The sequence below is a fragment of the Nereida sp. MMG025 genome (assembly GCF_021654165.1).
Taxonomy (GTDB): domain Bacteria; phylum Pseudomonadota; class Alphaproteobacteria; order Rhodobacterales; family Rhodobacteraceae; genus Nereida.
Map to the genome: position 1 here is coordinate 184,729 of NZ_JAKFZN010000001.1, position 24,085 is coordinate 208,813.

The following is a 24,085-nucleotide window of genomic DNA, read 5'->3' on the forward strand; positions in this document are numbered from 1 at the left end:
CGACCAATTATGATTGGAAGGGTATGCGGCTGATGGTATTACATTAGAAATGCCGCGTAACATTCTGATACTTAACATTTTAGCCAACTCTAGGCTCCATTCAGCTTCCGCTATGCGTTGTTCGTGTAATCAGTATTATGTAAAATATTGATCAATAAAGATCCTGATATTTAGGCGCTGTACGGTTCAGAACTTGGCGATGATGTTGATAAACGCCCCTTTGTCATCATAGGTCAGATCGGTCAGATCATCGCTGAACGTGCCAAAATTATAGCCGACACCCAGTTTCACATTTTGACCGACGTGTTTGTACACAGCACCAAGTGCGCCGATTTCCGTTGTGCCAGCTTGGTCCAGCTCGAGCGAGCGTAACTCAAACAACATGTCCCATTCAAACGGCAAATGATAGCGCGCGTTCAGAACCGCAAGAATGGCATCGTTGTCCACCATCGGCGTCGATCCATCTGCTGGACCACTTTCCGACAAACGCATGCCCAGTTTGCCACCAACGGTCCAACGCTCGGTCAGGTCATAGTCGGCATCAATGCTGAACACATGGCTTTTCTGGATCGGGCCGCGGTCATCATCGTTATCAAGTTGCTGACCGTAGCTGTCATCGAGATAGCGATATTGCAGCAGCAGGTTCAGGCGTTCATTGGCCACAGGCCGATAGGCATACCCCAAGGATAGGTCGAGCAAATCGCCCTCTTCCACAATCCCGCCGTCACTGTTGGTGTCCGAGCCAAGGAATTTGAACACAAGGCGCTGGTCATCATCGATTTTATAACTGGCGGTGCCAGCGACCAGAAGTGTTTTACTATCCAGCGGTGATGTCGTTGAGACGCGGTCTTCCGTGCGGTATTCCAACCGCGCAGAGGCTGTCAGCGCGATATCTTCATACCGCACGCCGAACGACACCGCACGGCGATCAAAATCACCATTGATATCATCGCGCACCGTGCCGTATTCAAACGCCGTCAAATAGCTGACATATGTGGTTGGATCATAGGTCACACCATATGCGGAACTTAGCGATTTGTAGCGGCCAAATGTGTCGTAGGTGTTTTCACCAAACATCGACACTTTTTCGCTGATCTTGCGTTCACCGCCCACGATATAGCGGCCCTGATCGCGACCTGTTTCGCTTTGGCTCAGGCCTGCAATTTCGCGCGATTGGTCCAGCTCGTAGCCGAAATAAACGCTGTCGCCGTTTTCTTTTTCGTTGCGGACCAGAATCCGGGCCCCTGCGCCCAGATCACCGTCAGAGATTTCGCCTTCAAGCGACCAGCCTGTGTCCCAAGTGTATTGCCCGCCGATGCCGTAGCGGTCGTTCTCTGGCAAGTTGCCCGAATGGTCCAAGGTCGTTTGTGCAAAGGCATAATACGTCAGCTCGTCATTGGGTGTCATCGTCAGGCGCAGCGCCGCATCGGTGCGCCGCCCGTCGTCTGATCCGCCGCGACGTTCAAGGCTTTCGACACCAAAGCCCAATGCCACGGTGTCCGAGACTTGATACTCGACTTCGGCGCCGCCTTCGCGGTCAATTTCGCCTGCATCGTTTTCATAGTCATCGTAATAAAACGACAGACGCGTGCGGTCCGACACCTGCACGTCAAAGGCCAATCCATACAAGGTTTCGTCGCTGCTGGTTGTGTAGTCCTGGGTTGAAAAACCAGCCGTGCGTTCTTCAAAATAAGCGCGGATCGATCCGTCACGGTCCCACCCAAGATCGCGTAGGGCTGCGCGTCCTTCGACAGATACGGCCTCTCCCGATCCTGCGACAGCCGCAATTTCGGAAAACGCAAAGCCGCCATCTGTGGACACATTGCTGGAAAAGCCGGGGCCATCGCTTTCGGCGTATTCAAGGCGCAAAAAGGTCTCGTCGTTCACGTGATAGAGCAGATCAACGCCGTAAGCCGATTGGTCGCCTGCGTCACGTTCTTCGGTCATATAGGTCGCGCCAAAGCGCAAGCGGTCGGTCAGCCACCCTTCCCCGCGCAAGCCATAGGCAAAGTCGTCGATGTCGGTGCCTGTTGGCGTATATTCATATTGCACCACAAGGTTCACATCGGCCGCACCGTTGATTTCGGTTTGCACCAAGCCGTTGCTGCCTGTCCCGCTTTGCAGCGGACGCGCAAGGGTAACGATACCTTGGATGTAGTTGATGTCATAGTCGCGCCCCGCGACAAGCCTGCGCGTTTCTATGACACGCCCCGTTGAGGCATCGCGCACCTGAATAGATATGGTCTCACTGGCGATCCCGATGTCCTGACGGCGCAGGAAATAGACCGAGCCACCTGTGCCGCGAAACACATCGCGCACCGGCACCCGTTCGGGCTGTGCGGCGTAGGCATCAAAGCTGAACCGCGCTTCGCCCTTGGATGTGACCTCGCCTGTTTCGAGATGTGTGCGCAATCCGTAAAGGGTGCGGTCATTGCGCAAATATCCTTCGCCGCCCAAACCAGCGCGCCAATCGCCCCAAACCACATAGTTGTTTTCTTTTTCGATGCGCACATAGAGCTTGCCGCTGGTGGGTGTGTCATCGACGATGGTGCTGTCGTCGCCATAGGTCGGGTAGAGATCATCTGGGTCAACACGCAGCAAAACGGACCGTGGATCGCGCTCGTCAAGGTCGCGGAAAATATCGCTCAGATCGCCCTCGCCCGTATCGACCTGCCCTGTGATTTCCACACCATTGGCGCGGCGGCCTTTGATGTAACCTGCGATGCGGCCAGTGGTGTAGGTATCCTCGCCGTCCAGATCGCTGTCGCGCCAGCCCAGTGTGACTTCGGCTTGTCCGACATAAAACCAATCCGCGGCCGGCACATCGACCTCGCGCACGATGTCGATGTTCTGGCCAGCGCCTGTGACACCAACATCAACGGCATGCTGGCCCGGTGGCAGGATGCGTTGCAGCACAAATTTGCCAGACGGATCGGGCCGCACGTTTTCGCCCAAGGTTTGCACGCGTGCGCCCTGCGGCACCGAATTGCCCGAAATCGTGACTGCCCCGCCATAAACAGGGATCCCCCGCCGCACAGCGCTGTCATTGCCGTCTTCAACCCCGTCCGCCAGATTGCGCGCGTCGCCACGGCTCAAAACGAGGGGGGCCGTTTCGTCATAGCGGCCGCGGTCGTCGTAAACACGGTGCACCACGGCGATGTTATTTCCTTCGGGCATGGTCAGGCTGATCTGACCATTGGGTGCGATGTCGGAGCGTGCCAAAAGCTTGGGACCACCACGTGCGTTCAAATCAAGGATACGCACCTCGCCGCGCCGCACAAAGCCGGGGTAGTTCAACGCCGATTGCAGTGTAACGGTCTGCCCTGCCCGAAAGCCCGTTTCATTGCCGACAGCTTCGATATCCAGTCGCGGTGTTACGTCCAACCCGTCGTATTGGATACGCACGTCCGCCTTGGCCAGTTGCACATCCGCGCGTTTGGCTTGGCGTTCGATGCGGGGATCGCCGCCCACAGGCGCACCATTCACTCGGATCAAAAAGCCTTCGCCTGCATCCTGCGCAAACGCGCCGCCCGATGCCAGCAAACACGAGGTGAGCAAAGCCGCACGCAAAGACAACGTGGATGTTTTGCGTGCCTTCGTCTGTGTCATGATACCCATTGCAAACACCTCTACTGCAATCTGCGCACTGTGCGCTCGATGCTCAATTTATACGTTCCACGCCCGCGCCATTCATCTCGGATCAGTTTTTCCACGGCCATCAGCCGTGCGCGCGCGTCTTGTGCGCTTTCGCTTCCACGGTAGTAGCGCAGCTTGATGGCGGACGGGTCTTTGGCAATCTGGCCAACCAATCCACGAAGTCCCGACACCAAGGCCGCGGACGGTGCGCCATTGGCAAAGGCACTTGCGGTCAGGTCAATTTCGACAGCATTCGCGATGCTGGCGCCAAAGTTCATCTCGGCCATTTTACCTGCTGTCAGGCGCATGACGCGGGGGTTTTCCGTTGTGGTGCGATACCCCGTTGGCAGGCTGCGTTCGTCCAGCTTCAGCACAAAGTTAGAGCCGATCGACGCAGGCAGCGCCGCACACGGCACGCTAAAGCGTCCGAATTCATCCGTGGTGATGATATCGCCGCGCGGTGTCACAAGTTTGACGCCCGCCAGACCGGGTTCACCGCCCTGTTCGATGATTTCGGCAGGCGCCAGTTTGCCCAATTTGTCACTGAACAGGTCTTGGTCGGAAATCCCTCTCAGGCTTGCAGGCGGGTCTTGGTAGCCATCACCGTCGCGATCATCAAAGACTTTGCCGATCACATCCGAACAATCAAAAATGGGCTCGGGTGCAACCTCTACTGTCGCAGTTGCCGTGTTCGATACCCGTTCGCCCGATGCATTCAGCACATAGGCTTGGTTGGTGAAGCTGCCAGCGCCGTCCACCAGTCGCGCAGACAGGCCGATGGTGACAGTCTGGCCCGGCTCAAGGCGCAGGTCACTCCAGCGCAGCGTGCGCCCTTCGACCAATGGGGCGGGTGTATCCCCACCGTCAAAGGTGGCAGAGCCATCAACATAGATCATGCCAACGGGCAGTTGATCCACGAATGTCAGGCCGCTTTCTGCAGTGGTGTTGCGGTTTTCAAATGTGATCTCGTAACTCACAACAGAGCCGCGCTGCACCACACCTGCCGTTGTCGCCGTTTTGGAGGCAAGGATGTCGGGGTCTTGTTCGCTTGACTGCACCGTCACGCTGTCCGACAGCACGTTGGGCAACCGATCCGTGGCCAAGGTTACGGTGTTTGTGCCCGCAGGGTTGCCCGCGGCAATGTCGTATTGAACGGTCAGAACCAACTGCCCTGTTTGACCGGGCAGGATCGTGGCACCATTCGCAAGCGTGTTTGTCTTGGACGTTCCGTTGTAACCCGTATTTGGAGCAGCCGTTTCAAAGCCCGTTACAACAGGCGTCGCCACATCAACCAAGCTGGCGGGCGCGACAAATGCGGTCAGATCGTCGCGTAGCTCAATATCGCTTTGGGTCACATTGCCAAGGTTTTCGACATCCAGCGTAAAGACAACCTCAAATACGGTGCCTGAAACACGGGTGGGCACAGTCGCGGATTTGGCGACCGACATTGTGGTATTGGCAGGAATTGCAATGACCGTGGGGTCATCGGCATCGTTGCCATCGGTCTGGTCGCCGTCATCGGATACATCTGTTACGGGTTGGCCGATCGGCGATGTCGCCGTGACAGATGCCGTGTTTTCAATGCCGCCAGCGTCGAAATCCGCTTGGGTCAGCGCGTAGGTAACGGTGTAGGTGACAGACCCTTCAAACGGGATGTCCGCCGCAATTTCTGGCGTGATCGTCGTTGGTGTGAGTGCCGTGCCATCGGCGCGTGTCAGCGTATCGCTAAGAACAGGGGCAAGCAGCGTGACATTGCCCGTATTCTCGGCGGTGATGGTAAAGGTGACGATGTCACCCGCTTGGGTTGGCACAACCGATTGGTTCGGGCTGGTTTTTGTTACGATCAGACCCGGCTCTGGGGCGATCTCCAACACTGTGGGATCGTCTCGGGTATTGCCATCCCCGTCATTGCCATTGTCAGACACATCCGTGACCGTGTCACCCGATGGGCCCGTCCCTGTGGCGCTCGCCACATTGGAAATCCCGCCTGCATCAATATCTTCGGGCAGCAGGGTATATTCTGCACGGTAGGTCGCAAATTCGGTCGGTGACAGTGGAGCAGGCACAGCACCAACCGGCGTCAATGCCAGCGTGCCAAGATCGGTTCCATCGTTGCGGGTCAGCGTGTCGGATACGGCCAGATCGCTGATATCGACGTTGCCGACATTGCGCACCACGACCTCAAAGACCACCGTTTCGCCGGCCTGGGTGCCGCCTGTGACCAAAGTTTTCACGACATTCAGCGCAGGGGCGCGTGTGATTTCGACCACTGTGGGGTCGTCATCGGTATTGCCGTCACCATCATTGCCGTTGTCAGACACATCAGACGCGTCGCCCGTGCCATCGGGGCCAGAGCCTGTCACGCTGGCGGTGTTGGACACACCACCTGCATTCAGATCGGATTGCGTGATGCGATAGGTGGCGCTGTAGCTCCATGTCTCGCCCACATCCAGAATGTCATCGCCATTGATGTCCCCTGCCCCTTTGGCAAAGGGTGTGGTCAGGAAGGTTGGCGCGCCCGTGCCGATGCGGGTCATGTCATCGTCAATCACCAGATCGCGCAATGATACATTGCCAGTATTTTCGACCAGCAAAGTATATGTGATAATCTCATTGACCGCAGTGGATGTGACATCCGCAAGCTTGGTCACTTCAAGTGCTGGCACGCGGTCTGGTCCTTCCGTGACCAAGGTAGCATCTGCCTGCGCGGTGCGATTGCCGTTCAAATCACGCGCCGTGACAGATGCAAAGTTTTCGATAAATCCATCGTCGACGTTCTGTTGGGTCACGGCGTACGCGCCCACACAGGAGGTATCTGTGCTCAAAGGTGCAATCTGCGGGATCACACAGGCCAGATCAGGGATCAGCGGATCGGTGACGGTCGCATCGAACAGCGTAAACTTCGATGTATTTTCAACCGCAAAGCGGTAGGTCACACTGCTGCCCACGGGGCCAAACGGTGTCGGGTTTGCGGATTTGACCAGCGCCATGCTGAGCGGCTCCGAGTTGGGACCTGTGGCCGTCGCGTCGTCAACGACAGGATCAAGCCCTGTTCCATTCGGGCTGACACCTGTCACGCTTGCGATATTGGCAACTTCGCCGCCATCGATCATGTCTTGCGTCACCGTCAGCGTGGCCTGACACGTCAGGGTTTCTGTCGGCGCAAGCGTATCCGCTAGGCAGACCAGATCAGGGAACATGTCGTCTGTCACACGCACGCCTGTCAACGTCTGGTTGCCCACATTCTCGGCGATCAATTCGAAGGTCAGAACATCACCGACAACGCTATAGCTTGCGGGGGTTACGGTTTTGCTAAATGCCAATTCGGGGTCTGTAGCCGCGTTTGTTGTGTTGTCGGCTGGCGCGGAAATCACGGGCGCCGTCAGCCCTGCGACTGTTGTGCTGGCAAGGGCCTGGTTGAACACCTCGCCTGCATCCAGATCAGCTTGCGTGACCGCGTAGGCCAAGCTGGCGTCCGTTTCGCATATCGCTGTTTCACCGGGACGGAAATCAGGATCACTGCCCGTTGGGGTGAAGCACACAAGTGGGCCGCCCAAACGGGCATCGTCGATCACAACATCATTCACAAACGGCAACGTGCCCGAGTTAATGACCTCGAATTGGTAGTAAATCAGGTCACCAACCGCTTCAAATGTGCCAGACGCACGATCAGCGCCACCCGCATCCGTCACGCGCAAGGTGGATTTGACCGTATCCAACGCGGGCTCTGCGTTGTTGGGAATGGTTTCTGTCACCAGCGGGCTGGTCACCTCGCCATCTGTTGCGGTGGCCGAGTTTGTCACAGATGTGAAATCCACATCACCAGCGGTAACTTCATACGTCCCGCGACATTCATATGTGCCACCCGGTGCAATACCCTCCGTGGGGAACGGATCGCAGGCAATATTGCTTGCGGGGATCAGGTTGTCGTTGATCGTGATCGGGTTTTCGAGCGTGATATTGCCCGTGTTGGTCACGGTGTAGGTATATCCGATGATGGCACCCACAAAGAATTCCGTTGCCGGATCAACTGAGTCCGCAACCTTTTCCAACGCCATTTCAGGCAGTTGATTGGCCGGTGTCGTCACGCTGTCATCAACAGGCGGGGCATCGCCAACCGTGGCTGTTGCGTCGTTCAGCACTTCGCCTGCGTCCAGATTATCTTGGGTCACGGTATAGCTGGCTGTACACACGCGTGTATCTTCAGGGGCGAATGGCGCTGTTGGTGAAACCTCTGGGCAGGTAATGGTCCCGCCCGCATCGGTGATTGTCTGGTCCACAATCAGGATGGGGTCGGTCAGGGTGATGTTACCCACATTCGTCACTACAAAACGGTAGTCCAGCACATCGCCAACAGCGTCAAATGTCGCATCGGCGCCAATGTATTCTTTGGCAAGTGTGATCTGTGGTTCGGGGTCAATTGTCAGGACGGTCGGATCGTCAGACCCATCTGTCGGCGTGCCATTGTCACTGGTGTCGGTCACGGGCGGACCACTTGGGGGCGCGCCCTGGCCCACCGCCACATTCACGATCCCGCCTGCATCAAGGTCGGACTGTTCCAACACGTAGCTGGCGACGTAGGTCGCAGTTTCACCGACCTCAAGCGTGCCTTCGCCAGAGCCCAGATCAGCGCTTTGCCAATCAGGGCCAGTGGTCAGCGTCAAAGCCGCGCCGTCCGCACGTGTCAGCGTATCAGAGGCCACTGCAACTGAATTGAGAGTCACATTCCCTGTGTTTTCGATTGTGATCGCAAAGGTGACTGTTTCACCGACAGACGTTGTTGTGCTGGTAATTGTTTTTTGCACGTCAAGCGCTGGATTGGCCGGAATTGACAGGAAGGTCGGTGTATCATCGCCATCGGATGGCACGCCATTGTCCGACGTATCTTGCGTCGGTGTGCCAGTTGGATCGGTGGCTTCAACAAGAACCGAGTTTGAGATGCCCCCGGCATCGATATCGCTTTGTGTCAACGTATAGGTCGCGGAGTAGGTCCAGACTTCATCGACATCCAATTCAACACCGTCGCCACTGGCCAACACAGGCGTTGGCGCTGGCGTAATCTCGGTTCCATTGGCATCGCGCAGCGTATCTGTCAGCGCGACGTTATCAAGCGTCACATTCCCTGTGTTCTCGACCGTGATCTCAAATGTGACCACACCCCCTTCTTCAAGGCTGGTCGTTGATGTGATCGTTTTAAGAACCTCCAGCGATGGGTCGGCCGCTTCCAGATCAACGCTCAGATCATCTGTGGCATCTGGGGGTGTCACATCGGTTGGCGGCACGGCTGTGCCTGTGACCGTATTGGTCAGCGCAATGCCTGCGTCGATATCCTCTTGCGTCACCACATAGGTCGCGGTCAGGGTCGCGGTTGCATCTGGCGCAAGCGTCGCGATCAGACCACCGCTGCTCAGGCTGAGGGCATTTGTGCCAGCCGCACTTGTATGGCTGTCGCTAAGCTGGATGTCATCCAACGTCACATTGCCTGTATTTCTGACCAGATAGCTGTAGGTGATCGTTTCCCCTGCGGCGACATCGGCGGTCCGGTCAGCTGTCTTTTCAATCGTAAAGGCTGCGGTGCGATCGGATGGAACCGTCTCTGTCGCCTCTGCGCGGTCAGGATTGGTCGGATCAAACGGCACTTCAAGGCTGGAGACGCTGGCGACATTGGTAATGCCACCGTCATCCACATCGTCTTGGGTCGTGCGATACTGCGCCGTGCAGGTGATGCTTTCCAGCGGCAGCAACCCTTGGGGCGGAAACGCCTGACAGGTGACATTCGGGATTTTGTCATCCGCGACCGTCACAGGTGCACGCAGCGTGATGTTGCCTGTATTGGACACACGGTAGGTATAGGTGATCAATGTATCCGCGGCGTCAAACACCTGCAGATCGGCGTCTTTTGTCAGGCTGAACGCAGGCTCAGGCGGCGGGCCGTTGCCTGTCAGACTGTCTTGCCCCGTGACCTCATCGGTCGGGTCATTGGCAGGCACCGATGCCGCGCGCGCAAGGTTGATGATTTCGCCCGCATCGATGTCATTTTGGGTGACAGTATAGACAAACACGCAGCTGTCATCTTCTTCGCCCGGTGCCAATGGGCCCACTGTGCAGCTTTCGCCAGGGACCAGATCATCCGTTACGACTGTGGACAGCAATGTGACATTACCGCTGTTGCGTACGGTCACAGTATATTCGATTTCTTCGCCCACCGCGGAAAAGGCCGTTGCAGGCTCCCCTTCGGACAAGGCTTTTTCCACCTCAACCAAGGGGCGTGGATCATCGACAAGGTGGGTTGTGCCGCCCTGCCCTTCAACAGGCGTCCCTTGCGGGGTCGAGCCTGTGGCAGTGGCCTGGTTTTCCAAAAGCTGGTCATCGATATTGGCTTGCGTAACCGTGTAATCCCCTTCGCAATAAAGCTGATCACCCGGTGCAAGCACGACATTGGCAGGCGCTGGCGCACCTGTTGCATCGGCGCCCAGATAACAGGTCAACGCAGGGATAAGCGGGTCAGAAACCAGCACACCCGAAAGCGTCTGATTTCCGTCATTGGTGGTTGTGATGCCAAAGGTCAGCACATCGTCAACCGCAGCAGGGCTTGGTCCCGCCACAACGGCCTTTGCCATCGTCAGTATGTTTTGCGGCACGCTTGGCACAGTCACCGTGGCCGCGTTCGACAACACGGTTGTCGTGTTAAACAGGGTCTCGGCGGTGGCTGTGTTGGTCACAAAACCTGTGGGGACACCGCTGGCCACCGCATCCAGATCCTCTTGGGTCACCGTATAGGGCGCCGTACAGGTGGTGCTCTCGCCGACGACCAACTGGCCATCAGCTGTCGGATCACACGTAATGGGGCCAGTGATTTTATCATCGGTCACCGTGATCGCATTGGCAAAGGCGGGTCGTGTCGCACCTGTCGAATTGTTGGTCACCGTGTAGGTGTAGGTGATGATCTGCCCGACTGCATCAAAGCTGGCGACATCAGCTTCTTTCAAAAGGCTAAGCGCAGGTTCCACCACATCTGTCGGCGTTGTCACGCTTGAGGGCGGCGAGGTGATTTCAGGCGTGCTGGCCGTGGCCGTATTGGTCACGCTGCCAAGACGGATGTCATCCAGCGTCAGCACATAGTCACCTTCATAGGTCAATGTGCCACCAGGGGCCAAACCGCCCGCAGGGAATGTGCCGACCAAGGCAATGGGTGTTGTGATAATGGTGTCGTTGATCACAGGCTGCGTGGTGATTGTGGTGTTGCCTGTGTTTTCAACCTCAAAGATATAGCTGACCGTCTTGCCCGCTTGGAACAATCCGTCTTCCAATTCATCAAAGCGCTTTTCGACGCTGAGTTCTGGGGTCAAAACGGCACGAACGGTCGCTGTGTCGCTGCCCGCAGGAACGGGGGTGCCGTTGAACGTGGTGACGGGGGATGCGGTATTTGTTACCTCGGCCGGGTCGCTGTCGATGTCGATTTGCTGCGCGGTCCACACCAACTCGCAAGACAGGCTGTCACCGGGTGCCAGATCAACATTCGAACAAGGCTGCGCCACGCCCCCTGCAATCTTGTCATCGCTGATCGTGATTGGGTCGGTCAGGGTCACGTTACCATCGTTTGTCACCGTATAGACAAACGTAACGGTATCGCCCGGCGCCGCATAGGTCGCGGGCGTGTTTGGCTTGACCACCTTATCAATCGCAAGGCTTGGACCTTGGGCCGCATTCACCGTTTCGGACCGTTCAGGGCTTTCGACCAGCTGAACAGACGGATCGTTCAGGTTTTCAGGAATGACGGCCTGCTGGATGCTGGCGGTGGCAAGGTTGGTTACGAACCCACGGTCCAGATCGTCCTGCGTCACCTCATAGGTCGCAGAACAGGCCAGTGTTTGCGTTGGCGCCACACCGCCAACAGGTGTCGCGTCACAGGTCACCGCGACCTTATCATCGTCAACGGAAAAGTTTCCCGTCAGGGTGATATTGCCTGTGTTCTCGATGGTATAAAGATATTCAATTTCATCCCCGACGGCTGTGAAATCCGCGCCAGAGGTTGCTGTTTTCACCATATCGATGCTTGGCGCTTGCACGGGGCCAGACAGCGTCAATTCATCCGTCGCATCGACCGGGTCGCCATTTGGTGCAGTGGCTGCAACATCCACGGTATTGGTGATAAAGCCCGCGTCCACATCGGCCTGCGTGACCACGCGCGAAACCGTCAACGGATCACCATTGGCACAGTTTGTTACCGTCGTAAGCGGTGCAATAGGCGCCACGCTACACGAGAAATTCACCAAATCGTCAGTCAGCGCCACGTTGCTCAACGTGACATTGCCGTCATTGGTGATTGCGAAATTATAGCTCACCGTGCTGCCAACGACACCGAACGCACCCGTCGCGGGCGCAGCTTGGGTCTTGGCCACAGACATTGCAGCCGCAGGCGTTTCCAAACTGACCGTCGCATCTGCTGTCTCTTCAACGTCCGGCAGGCCCAGGGCTGCGGGCGGAACCGCCGTGGCCGTGACAGTGTTGGTCAGCGCGTCGCCTGCATCAATATCGTTCTGCCCCACCACGTAGGTGGCGGTGAAGCTGGCAGTCTCGTCAGGGGCCAGCGAGGCGACTGTGCCACCATTCGACAGCGTCAAAGCGGCGGTGCCTGATGCACTGCTGTGTTGATCGTCCAACGTGACGGGGGCCAATGTCACATTGCCTGTGTTTTCAACGATATAGGTATAGGTGATGGTGTCCCCTACAGCCACATTTGCGGTCTGGTTGGGCGTCTTTGTGATAACCAGCGCAGGCTCCAGATCAATCGCATCAACCGTATTGCTGCTGTCTGCATCTGGGGTGTCTGGTGCAGTTGCTGTCGCGTCATTGAAATACTCACCCGCATCAAGGTCTTTTTGCTGGATCGTGTAAGACGCGCGACAGGTCGTGTCATCAACCGTCTGTGGCGCAAGCGTCGGGATAGAACAGGTGAAACCAAGATCGGTATCGGTAACCTCGATCCCTGTCAGGGTTTGCGTGCCTGTATTGGCCACCGCAAAGGTGTAGTTGATGATATCGCCCACGGCTGAAAACGTCTGCACATCAGATGTTTTCGACAGGCTCATGGATTTAACGGCTGCGGCGGGATCGATCGAAATTGTCTCTGTGTCTGTGGATGGCGGGATCACCGCGCCTGTCGCACTGGTGCCTGTCGCCGTGGCCGTGTTCGACAGACTGCCTGCGTCCACATCGGCCTGTGTGACGGTATATTCACCTGTGCAGGTCTCGGTCGCGAAGGGTGCGATATCTGTAAAGCTACACGCCAGATTGGGAATTTTCGGGTCGGTGATGTTTGCAGCAGCGATGGTTTGCGCCGTGTCGTTGGTCAGATCGAACGTATAAAGAACTGTCGAACCTACGCCGCCAAAATCGGCCGGGGCCTGTTTGTCCAAGCTGAACGCAGGTGTAATATCTACGGGCACCGATGCGCTTGCCTCAGGCGATGTCACCGTAAAGGGGTTTCCACCATTCACACGGGAAAAACTGGCCGTTGCGGTATTGTCCACCACGCCTGCATCCAGCTCGGCCTGTGTCGGGGAATAGTTGCCCGTACATTCGATAAATGTTGGTGTCCGCCCGTCTGAGACGGGATAAATACGGTCTGTTTGCACACAGGCCACATTGGCGATCTTGGGATCATCAATGGTGATTGTGCGCTCGGTGCCAATGCTGCGGTCGCCCACATTGGTCACGCGGAAAGTATAGGTGATCACATCTGTCAGCGCGCTGACCGATGACAGGTCAGGCGTTTTGGTCAGCTCAATAGCGTCCGTGCCTGCTTGCGGAATGGTGGCCGTATCTTCGTTGGACACGGTTGTCCCATCGCTCGCGGTGGCGGTGTTGGTGACAAACCCAAAGTCCTCATCCGCAGCGGTGACGGTATATATGCCTTGGCAAACACGGCTCTCGCCCACACCCAGTGGATCCGTGCCACATGGAATGGCCGTGGCAAACTTGTCATCCGAAACAGTTATTGGATCCGTGATGGTCACGTTACCGTCGTTGGTCACCGTGAATGTATAGGTCACCTCCAGCCCTGCTTCGAAATCAACCGCTGGCACCACAGGGGCGGATTTAACCAAGCCAAGGCTTGGCATCTGGTTGGCGTTCACGGTCAGATCAACTGTGTCACTGTCAACACCTACCCCTTGGGGATCATTGGCACTGGCTGACGCCGTATTGGTCACCAATCCCGCATCCAGATCAGGCTGTGCCACCACATAATCGGCAGAGGTACACGTCAGGCTATCGCCTGGTAGAATATCCGTTGCGGGGCAAGTCACCGCAACCTTATCATCATTCACCGCAGCTGTGCTGAGCGTGACGTTGCCTGTATTGGTCAGAACGTAGTCATATTTCAGAATGTCGCCCACCGCCGAAAACTCGGTCAGGCTGGCGCTGTTCAACTGCTTGACGATCTCCAACCCTGTTGTCTTGACGGCGGGCACGGTCACATCCGCGTCACCCGTCGCTGTTTGCCCGCCAACGGTGATGGTCGCCGTGGCCTCGTTCAAGACAGCGCCTGCGTTCAGATCGGGCAGATCAACTGTGTAATCCGCCGTGCAAGTCACAGACGTATTGGGCGCCACCGCCCCTGCAGGGCAACTGACGCTGCCGCCGGCATCGGTGATCAGCGCATCCGTAATCGCAGGTGGCGCGGGCCAAGTGACATTGCCCGTATTAGTCACTTCAATGCGAAACTGGATGACATCGCCCACACTGTCATAATTCTGTTGCAGCGCCGATTTCGCCACCACCAAATCAGGCGCAGCGGCTGGTCCGGTAATCGTTTCCTGAACGCTGCGGTCCAACGCGTCACCGCCGCGGTCTTTGGCCGTTGCCTCGGCTGTGTTGGTCAATGCCGTGCCGCTCAGCGCGAACGCGTCCACATCGTCTTGGGTCACCTGGTAGGTGCCCGTGCACGTCAGCACATCATCAGGCAACAATGCGGCTTGCGAACATGAAAGCGTCGGGATTTTATCATCCGTGATCCGGGCATCTGTCAGCGTGGTGTTGCCCGTATTTTCCAGCGTAAACGTGTATGTGATTGTCTCGCCCACTGCCGAAAATGTCTGTGGCGATGCGGTTTTGGTCACGTCCATATCGGGGTCAAACGCGGGGCCTGTCACGGTGACGTCTTTTTCGACCGCACCCAATGACCCGAATGCAGGCGTGCCCGTTGCGCGCGCCACGTTTGTGACCTCGCCCGCGTCGACATCTTCTTGCGTGACCACATATGAAGCCGTGCAGGTTGCGACCTGCTCAGCGCCGCCATTGGTTGTCTGCTGCAGGAAGGTGGTATCGCAGGTCACTGTGCCGCCTTGCGCATCCACCTTGTCGTCAAAGACCGACACATTGCTGATGTCGACCGATCCGATGTTTGTCACCGTATATGTGTAGTTGATCGTTTCACCAACGCTCAAAAAGTCTGTCCGGTCAGCGGTTTTGGAGAATTCATAGCCTGGGGCAATGGTGCGCAGTTCTTCTGATTGCAAACTATTGCCGCGGCGGAAATCCCAATAGTTATCGTTTGGATCGTCATCCAGCACTTGTGTGGTGGTCTGCCCAGTGGTCAGAAGGTTCTGCATCAGCGCGGGGTTGCTGCTGCTGAACCAGCCTGTGTTGAACGAGTTATTGCCAAAACCCGTCTGGAACCCTTGGCTGACCGTGCCGCTGTTGTTTGTTTTTTCGGTCTGAAAGCCGGACCAACCACCCACATTAAAGCCGTTGATCAAAAGCGAGATGTCATCTTCGTCAAAGCCATTGGGCTGCGTGTCGCCGTCATAGGCCGAAAAGCGGATGTAGACATTGGCAATCGCACCACCAAAATAATCCGTGCATGATCTGATGCCGCAATTCAGCGGGATCGGGTCGTTGATGGTAAACGGATTGCCGCGGAATTGCGGCGGCTGGCCATTACTGTTGTAACCGCGAAACGCGCCATCAGGATCGGAAAATTGATAGTAGACTTGACCGTTTACGCCCACCATCACTATCACCACACCACCAGCTTGGGGGTATTGGCTCGGAACGGGGATGCCCGCACCAGGCACCGTCATGGTAAATTGTGTCGCAAACGCAGGGGACGAGATGAGCCCAAAAACAACTGTGCAAATCGTTAACACACACAAACGCGCCAAACGCGCGACAGCTTCGATCATCTCGATGTCCCCCTGATCGTGACACGGCGAACACCGCCATGCGAAGATCACATACTCTTTCTTGTCGTGGCTGTGCAGCAAACCACTGTATGTTGTGCAATATCCTAGAAGTAGAGATGAAATGCAACTTCCAGTCGTGCAAGCAACGCATAAAAAACGCCTTGTTAAACCTGTCCCCGCAGCCCTTTGATAACAAAGACAAAGACATCATTGGCGCGTATCAGGCAGCCGCCAATTCACCAAATATGACTGAAATCCGCTTTTTAAACGGTCATTCGTCTCCACAGAATTATTTCTGACAAAAAAAGTAAGTTTTGCATTGCAGCCCATCTAAAATATGGTATCTGACAAAAACGGTAAGAAATTTTACGGAGACTTATGATGTCCTTGAACAAGCCCCTTTTCCTCGCAGCCCTTGCAACGACCACTGCGTTGACGAGCGTGCCAAGTTTTGCCGAAGGCGAACTTAATCTCTACTCCTCACGCCACTACGACACGGATGAACGGCTCTATTCCGATTTCGAAGAAATGACAGGCATCACGATCAACCGGATCGAAGGCAAGGCAGATGAACTGATCGCGCGGATGCAGGCCGAAGGCGAAAACTCTCCTGCCGATATTCTTCTGACCGTCGATACCTCGCGCCTTGAACGGGCCAAAAACGCAGGCGTTCTGCAATCTATCGAAAGCGCCACACTCGAAGCAGCGGTCCCTGCCCAACTGCAAGACAGCGACAATCAATGGTTCGGCTTTTCCCAACGCGCCCGCATCATCTTTTATGACAAAGCCGATGTAAGCGAACCGCCCATGAGCTATGTGGATCTGGCCGATCCGAAATACAAAGGCATGGTCTGTCACCGCTCGTCGTCAAACGTCTACAGTCAAACACTGTTGGCCGCCGTGATTGAAAACCACGGTGCGGAGGCCGCCAAAACCTGGGCGCAAGGTGTGGTCGATAACTTCGCGCGTGCCCCCCAAGGCGGCGATACCGATCAGCTGCGCGGGCTTGTTTCTGGCGAATGTGACATCAGCATCTCCAACACCTACTATTTTGCGCGCGCCCTGCGCCGTGATGTCAGCGGCCTGAGCGATAGCATTGACATGATCGGTTGGGTCTTTCCCGCACAAGGTGCAGAAGGCGCACATATGAACCTGTCAGGCGGCGGTGTGGCAGCACATGCCCCAAACAAGGACAACGCGATCAAATTCATGGAGTATCTGACAACAGCGCAGGCTCAGGAGTATTTTTCGGCAGGCAACGATGAATACCCGGCCGTTCCAGGTGTCGGCCTCAGCCCGTCTGTGGCACGTTTGGGGATGTTCCAGGCGGATATGGTTGACCTGTCCGCCGTTGCCAAAAACGTCCCCCAGGCACAGCAGATCTTTAACGAGGTCGGTTGGGAATAAAAGACTTATAACCAATACACTAGGGCGCGAACCTCATGTAGGTCGCGCCCTTTTTTATGGGCGACCGCGTCCAGCCAACTGGCGACACAGCAAGATCACAGGCACCAGCCCGATCCCCGCAATCACCAGCGATGGCACAGCCGCCCCCTGCAATCGTTCGTCACTGGCAAGGCGATAGGCCTGTACGGCCAACGTGTCATAGTTGAACGGGCGCATGATCAAGGTGGCGGGCAATTCCTTCATCACATCCACAAAGACAATCAGCATCGCGGTCAAAAGGCTTGGGGACAACAGCGGCACATGCACGCGGCGCAACGTGCCAAAAACACCCTGCCCCAACACGCGGCTGGCGGCGTCGATGTTTTCACTAATCGCCGTAATCCCGCCTTCATACGCCCCCAAGGCCGCAGCCAGAAACCGGATCATATAAGCCCCGATCAAGGCCCAGATCGATCCTGTGATCAACAGCCCCGTATCTATGTCAAAGCGCGCTTCCATGAAGGCATCCAACGCATTGTCAAAAGCGGCAAGCGGCACCAACAGCCCCACCGCGATCACCCCGCCCGGCACCGCATAGCCGATGCGCCCCAGATAGAGCGTCAGCCCTGACAAACGCCCCGGCACCACGCGGTAAAGCGTGCCAAGAATGATTGCCGCGCCCACCGTGACCAAGGCTGCGACACCAGCAAGGGTCAGCGAATTGGTGATGAACATGATGTAGCGGCGGCTGAACAGGTTTTGCTCTGATCCGATCGCCATCGTCAACAGGGCAAGCACGGGGATTACAACCCCCAACAGCACGGGACTGGCACACAAAGCCAGTGCCCCTGCCCCTGCACGGCGGCTGAGCACCATACGCGCCATCGGTCGGCTGCCGCGCGATGCATCGTATTTCGCGTCACCCCTGCTGGTGCGTTCCAGCACCGCCAAAAGCAAGGCAAAGGCCAGCAAACCCATCGAAAGCTGTGCAGCCGCTCCGCGGTCCGCCATCGAAAACCAGCTTGTGTAGATGCCCGTGGCAAAGGTTTGCACGCCAAAATAGGACACCGTGCCAAAATCCGCGATGGTTTCCATCGCTGCCAACAAGACCCCCGATGCAATGGCAGGCCGCGCCATGGGCAACGAGACCGTGAAAAACGCATTCATCGGTCCGCGCCCCAACGCGCGTGCGGCAAAAAACGGCGTGGCGTTCTGGGCAATGAAAGCCGCGCGCGCCAGCAAATAAACATACGGGTAAAGAACCAATGTCAGCATGATCGCCGCGCCGCCAAGGCTTCGGATTTCAGGAAACCAATAGTCGCGCGGCCCCCATCCCATCACCGCACGCAGGCTGCTTTGGACGATGCCGGGATGGTCCAGAACATGCGTATAGGCATAAGCCAGAACATAGGCGGGAAATGCCAAAGGCAGGACCAGCGCAATCTCGAAAAACCGCCGGCCGCGAAATTCTGTCATCGTGACAAGCCAGGCAGATCCCGTCCCGATTGCAAACGTCCCAATCGACACCAGCACCACCAACCAAAGCGTCGAAAGCGCATAGCGCCCCAAAACCGTTTCAACCAAATGCACAAGCGTATCAAACGATCCCGTCGTCGCCGCCAAAATCACCCCGAAATACGGCAGAGCACAAATCAGCCCGATGATCAGCGCAAGCAGGCTGAACCCTTTTTCAGAGGTGGTGAGCGGTCTGCGCGGCACGGTTGGATGGCCTTTTGGTGATGAGTGTCCCTGCCCGCTTGCATCGCTTTTCTGACCAAAGTTGTCAAGTTAGCCACGCCGCTAGCCAAGCGCATAGCCCGTGCCACGCACCGTGCGCACAGGATCATCCCCGCCGTGCTGACACAAGGACCTGCGCAAGCGCCCCACATGCACATCCACAGTCCGCGTATCGACATAGACCTCGCGGCCCCAAACACGGTCCAAAAGCATATCACGCGACCACACACGGCCCGGTTTTTCCATAAGTGTTGTCAGCAGACGAAATTCCGTTGGGCCCAGTTTGATCTCTTTCCCGTTGCGCGTCACGCGGTGGGTTTCGGGATCAAGTGTGATGTCTTGATATTCCAGATTTGTCCCAACCGTGGACGGGCGGACACGGCGCAACTGCGTGCGCACCCGCGCCATCAACTCGATCACGGAATAGGGTTTGACCATGTAGTCATCTGCACCTGTCTCTAACCCGCGGACCTTGTCGACGTCCTCGGCCCGTGCCGACAGCATGATGATCGGAATATCGCGCGTTTCGCTGCGGGATTTGAGCTGGCGGCACACCTCGATACCGCTCAGCTTGGGCAGCATCCAATCCAACAAAATAACGTCTGGGCACAATTCTTCGACCGCAAGAAGCGCATCATCTCCATGATCGGCGCTGGCCACGTCAAAGCCTTCGGCCTCAAGGTTGTAAATCAACACCTCGCGTTGGGCCATCTCATCCTCAACGACCAGCACACAGGGTTTTGCCGATGTGACCATCAACCGTTAACCAGGCTGCGCAGACGGATCATAAGCCGCGGCATTGTCTTTGGGGCGGTCCTCATCAGGCATCTCTCCCGTGACCTGATAAATCACCTGCTCGGCGATAGCAGTCACATGGTCGCCCATGCGTTCGACGTTTTTGGCAATGAACTGAAGGTGCATACAGCCCGTGATGTTGCGCGGATCTTCCATCATATAGGTCAGGAAATTGCGAAACAGGCTGTTATACATCTGATCGACATCTTCATCGCGGATGATCACGGCATTGGCCAGATCTGCATCGTTCTGGATATAGGCATCCAGCGCATCCTTGAGCATCAGTTCAACCTCGCGCGCCATGCGCCGCACCGATTTGGCCGCACCATTGGGCGGGTTGGCTTCGGCAAGCACGGCGGTGCGTTTGGCCATGTTTTTGGAATAATCCCCGATCCGTTCTAGATTGGAACTGATCTTCATCACCGACAGGATCGCACGCAGATCACGGCCCATGGGCGCGCGCAACGCAATCAGACGTGCGGCTTCCTGATTGATCTGTTCTTCCAGCGCATCGATCTTTTTGTCGTCGCTGCGCACATTGGCCGCAAGGTCCAGATCACGGGTTTCAAGGGCTTGGGCGGCCAGCTTGATCGAATGTTCAACCAACCCGCCCATCTTCATGATGTGCGATTGGATCCCTTCAAGATCGCGGTCATAGGCCGACAGAATATGCTGATCGTTCATGTCGTTTATCCAATCCGTCCAGTGATATAGCTTTCGGTGCGCGGGTCTTGGGGGTTGGTGAAAATCTGGCCCGTTTCGCCAAACTCCACCAGATTGCCCAGATGAAAGAACGCGGTTTTCTGACTGACCCGCGCGGCCTGCTGCATCGAGTGTGTGACGATCACAAGGCTGTAGTTCTTGCGCAACTCGTCCATCAGTTCTTCGACTTGCGCGGTGGCAATCGGGTCAAGGGCCGAACAGGGTTCATCCATCAACAACACCTCGGGTTCGGTCGCCACGGCGCGTGCGATGCACAACCGCTGTTGCTGCCCACCCGACAGCCCCGTGCCAGGCGCATCAAGGCGGTCTTTGACCTCGTCCCAGATGGCCCCGCGCCGCAGGGCCTTTTCGACGATTTCGTCCAACTCGGCCTTGTTTTTGGCCAGCCCGTGAATTTTGGGACCATAGGCGACATTATCATAGATCGACTTCGGGAACGGGTTGGGCTTTTGAAAGACCATCCCGACCTTGGCGCGCAGTTGCACCGGATCAACGGCCCTGTCGTAGATGTCTTCGCCGTCGATATGAATGTCGCCTTCCACACGGCAGATATCAATCGTGTCATTCATGCGGTTCAAGCAGCGCAAGAAGGTGGATTTGCCACAGCCCGATGGCCCGATAAAGGCGGTGACGGTCTTGTCCTCGATGTCGACATCAACGTCTTTGATGGCGTGATTGTCGCCGTAGTAAACCTGCACACCACGCGCAGAGATTTTTGTGTCTTGCGTCAAGATAGTCTCCGTAAATCCGAGGTCGTCCATGATGTCTGCCTTCCCCTACCAGCGGCGCTCAAAGCGGCGACGCAGGATGATTGCGATGATGTTCATTGTCATCAAGAACACCAGCAAAATAATGATACCGCCCCACGCGCGTTCATAAAAGGCAGGGTCCGAGCGTTTGGCCCATTCAAAGATTTGCGCAGGCATGGCCGAGTTGGGATCGGTCAGCCCCGACATGATGCTGTCGGGATAGTTCGAGGCAATAAAGCCCACCATGCCAATCAACAACAACGGTGCCGTTTCGCCCAAGGCCTGCGCCAGGCCGATGATGGTTCCGGTCAAGATACCTGGCATCGCCAGGGGCAGCACATGGTGAAACACCGCCTGCATCTTGGACGCCCCGACCCCCAAAGCCGCATCGCGGATTGAAGGCGGCACCGCCTTGAGTGCTGCCCGCGTCGAGATGATGATCGTGGGCAAGGTCATCAATGTCAGCACCAGCCCGCCCACAAGCGGTGCGCTGGCTTTCATCGACTGGATGCCCAGAACGCCGCCCGAAAACTGGATAAAGAACGCAAGGCCCAGAATACCGAACACAATCGACGGCACCGCAGCAAGGTTCGAGATATTCACCTCGATCAGATCGGTGAATTTGTTTTTGGGGGCAAATTCTTCCAGATAGATCGAGGTCGCCACGCCAATCGGCACCGACAAAAGCAGCACCACCAGCATCATAAACAGCGATCCAATCATAGAGACGCCCATGCCTGCCTGTTCAGGTCGGTTGCTTGAGGCATCCGCCCCCAGAATGAAATCGGCGTTAAAGCGTTTTTCGATCATGCCCGCGGCCAACATTTGATCCACCAGATCAAGATGCGCAGGGCTCAGGTTTTTGTCGCGGGCAAGGCTCTCGCGCGTGACACGCCCTTTCAGGTATCCGTCGACGCGGCTGGACGCCATGAAGTTAAACTCGACCGTCTGGCCAATCTGGTCGGGGTTGGCAATGACATACGCGCGCAGCTGGCCAATCGCACCTGTCGAAAGCAGTTGGCGCAGGGCCTTGCTTTTGGTGATCTCGGTCTCAAATCCATTGTCGACGATGCTTTGGCTCAGCGCATCGGCCAAAAGCGGATTGTAGCCAAAGGTCGACACCTTCTTGATCTGTTCGATGTCGCGCGCGCCGCTTTTGTCCAAACGGCTTTCCTGCAATTCGACGTTCAGGGTCACAAATGTTTGCTGGAACGCGCCTGTTCCACGGCTGATGATCGTGGTCAGCAACACCAGCAAAAACAGCAGACCGATGGCAATCGCGACAATGCCGTAAATTTTGAACCGCGCTTCGGCGGCGTTGCGCTTTTTGGTGCGGGCATCTTCGGTCAAAAGCGACGATGTGCGCGGCGCGCGGGAGATGTGGCTGGTGTCGGTCATCAGTCGTATTGCTCCCGGTATTTGCGCACGATGCGCAGGGCAAACACATTCAAGCCAAGGGTGATCACGAAAAGCGTCATCGCCAAGGCAAAGGCCACCAAAACCTCGGGGCTGGCGAAATCCGCGTCCCCCGTCAGCTGGCTGACGATCTTGGCGGTAACAGTTGTCATGGCATCAAACGGGTTCATCGACAGCCGTGCAGCGGCCCCTGCCCCCAAAACCACGATCATGGTTTCGCCAATCGCGCGCGAGGCCGCAAGCAAGATGGCCCCCACAATGCCCGGCAATGCCGCAGGCAAAACCACCTGTCGGATGGTTTCCGACGGCGTGGCCCCAAGCCCAAGCGATCCGTCCCGCATGGTCTGGGGTACCGCGTTGATAATATCGTCCGATAGCGATGACACGAACGGGATCAGCATAATGCCCATCACAAGGCCTGCGGTCATCACAGCCGTGCCGCCCTGCATCCAAGACACGCCAAGGCTGCCGCCATCACCAAAAATGCTGACCAGCAAGGGCCCCACGGTCAGCAAGGCAAACAGCCCGTAAACGATTGTCGGAATGCCTGCCAAAACCTCAAGCAGGGGTTTGGCCACCGCACGCACCTTCGGGCTGGCATATTCCGACAGGTAGATCGCGGCAAAAAGGCCAATCGGCACTGCAACGACCAAGGCAATCACGCTGATGTAAAGCGTGCCCCACAGCAGCGGGAACACCCCAAGCGACGAGCCGCCACCAAAACTGGGCGACCATGTCAGCGACAAAAAGAAATCCCGCGCGGGATAAAGCGAAAAGAAATCGATGGTGTTGAAGATCAGCGAAAAGACAATGCCAACCGTGGTCAGGATTGCCACGCAGGCGGCTGCCAACAACATCCCGCGCATGGTTTTTTCAACGGTATTTCTGGCGCGAAACTGCGGTGTGCTGCGTGCCAGCCCAAAGCCCAAGGCCGCAAGGGCCAGCACAATCAGGACCACACTGCGCCACAGGTTGCCTGTGCTTTGCGTGGTGCGATAGACCTGTGCCGCCGCAAGAACACCTGCATGCACATCAGATCCAAGCGCGACACCCGCCTGCCCCAGAACGGCGCGAATATCTGTGTCCTGGCTTACAAGATTGGCCGCGGCATCACGCGTGATCAGCCCTTGTTCGATGGCTTGATCCAACCCGTCCGCAACACGTTGCACATCCGACATCACAAGGCCAATGGTCTGCCCGTCTGGGATAGCCGCAGTGGGCAGGGCCTTGGTCGCCGCGTTGGTCACAATCTGCGGCTGTGCAAGCGACCAGACCGCAAAGGCGATCAGCGTCGGCACAAGCACCATCAACGCCGTGGCCATACCGTAATAGTTGGGACGCGAATGAAGCGCACGGATTTCGCCGTGCGCCAGTTGCATGACGCGCTTGCGCGACGCGGTGTAACCCGCGCCAGCAATGGCCAGAATGATCAAGAGCAAAAGACCTGACGACATT

General features: G+C 56.8%; 9 protein-coding genes. 1 reads left to right on the top strand and 8 read right to left on the bottom strand.

Translation table 11 applies throughout. The features are described 5' to 3' along the window. Positions 1–186: 186 nt before the first annotated feature. A complete protein-coding gene (locus L1065_RS00920) occupies positions 187–3,609 on the bottom strand; it encodes a hypothetical protein (protein ID WP_237093568.1) in 3,423 nt (1,140 codons plus the stop codon). A 20-nt stretch (positions 3,610–3,629) separates the two neighbouring features. After that, entirely contained in the window at positions 3,630–15,824 is a 12,195-nt protein-coding gene (locus L1065_RS00925; RefSeq protein WP_237093569.1) for a DUF11 domain-containing protein, read from the bottom strand. Between the two features lie 381 nt (positions 15,825–16,205). Here L1065_RS00925 and L1065_RS00930 point away from each other — a divergent pair, with 381 nt between their 5' ends. Continuing rightward, positions 16,206–17,231 (top strand): extracellular solute-binding protein, encoded by a 1,026-nt coding sequence (locus L1065_RS00930; protein WP_237093570.1) that lies wholly within the window; start codon positions 16,206–16,208, stop codon positions 17,229–17,231. A 54-nt stretch (positions 17,232–17,285) separates the two neighbouring features. Here L1065_RS00930 and L1065_RS00935 read toward each other — a convergent pair whose 3' ends face one another. The 6 genes from L1065_RS00935 to pstC all read right to left on the bottom strand — a co-directional run bounded on the left by L1065_RS00935 (position 17,286) and on the right by pstC (position 24,084). Beyond that, positions 17,286–18,929: an ABC transporter permease subunit gene (locus L1065_RS00935; RefSeq protein WP_237093571.1), complete on the bottom strand. Its 1,644-nt coding sequence runs from the start codon at positions 18,927–18,929 to the stop codon at positions 17,286–17,288. An 81-nt stretch (positions 18,930–19,010) separates the two neighbouring features. Beyond that, positions 19,011–19,703 carry a phosphate regulon transcriptional regulator PhoB gene (gene phoB, locus L1065_RS00940; RefSeq protein ID WP_237093572.1) on the bottom strand — a complete coding sequence of 231 codons (693 nt, stop codon included), beginning with the start codon at positions 19,701–19,703 and terminating at the stop codon, positions 19,011–19,013. Positions 19,704–19,709: 6 nt separating this feature from the next. Continuing rightward, positions 19,710–20,426: a phosphate signaling complex protein PhoU gene (gene phoU / locus L1065_RS00945; RefSeq protein WP_237093573.1), complete on the bottom strand. Its 717-nt coding sequence runs from the start codon at positions 20,424–20,426 to the stop codon at positions 19,710–19,712. A 5-nt stretch (positions 20,427–20,431) separates the two neighbouring features. Continuing rightward, positions 20,432–21,226, bottom strand: a complete 795-nt coding sequence (gene pstB, locus L1065_RS00950) for a phosphate ABC transporter ATP-binding protein PstB (protein WP_237093574.1) — start codon at positions 21,224–21,226, stop codon at positions 20,432–20,434. A gap of 15 nt (positions 21,227–21,241) precedes the next feature. Then, a complete protein-coding gene (pstA, locus tag L1065_RS00955; RefSeq protein WP_237093575.1) occupies positions 21,242–22,612 on the bottom strand; it encodes a phosphate ABC transporter permease PstA in 1,371 nt (456 codons plus the stop codon). Beyond that, positions 22,612–24,084 carry a phosphate ABC transporter permease subunit PstC gene (gene pstC / locus L1065_RS00960; protein WP_237093576.1) on the bottom strand — a complete coding sequence of 491 codons (1,473 nt, stop codon included), beginning with the start codon at positions 24,082–24,084 and terminating at the stop codon, positions 22,612–22,614. Before pstC ends, pstA begins: the two co-directional genes overlap by 1 nt. Position 24,085: the final 1 nt, after the last annotated feature.

Coding starts and splice junctions, on each gene's coding strand:
- pstB (WP_237093574.1), bottom strand. CDS start 21,226: ATGGACGACCTCGGATTTACGGAGACTATCTTGACGCAAGACACAAAA.
- phoB (WP_237093572.1), bottom strand. CDS start 19,703: ATGGTCACATCGGCAAAACCCTGTGTGCTGGTCGTTGAGGATGAGATG.
- pstA (WP_237093575.1), bottom strand. CDS start 22,612: ATGACCGACACCAGCCACATCTCCCGCGCGCCGCGCACATCGTCGCTT.
- L1065_RS00925 (WP_237093569.1), bottom strand. CDS start 15,824: ATGATCGAAGCTGTCGCGCGTTTGGCGCGTTTGTGTGTGTTAACGATT.
- pstC (WP_237093576.1), bottom strand. CDS start 24,084: ATGTCGTCAGGTCTTTTGCTCTTGATCATTCTGGCCATTGCTGGCGCG.
- phoU (WP_237093573.1), bottom strand. CDS start 20,426: ATGAACGATCAGCATATTCTGTCGGCCTATGACCGCGATCTTGAAGGG.
- L1065_RS00930 (WP_237093570.1), top strand. CDS start 16,206: ATGTCCTTGAACAAGCCCCTTTTCCTCGCAGCCCTTGCAACGACCACT.
- L1065_RS00920 (WP_237093568.1), bottom strand. CDS start 3,609: ATGACACAGACGAAGGCACGCAAAACATCCACGTTGTCTTTGCGTGCG.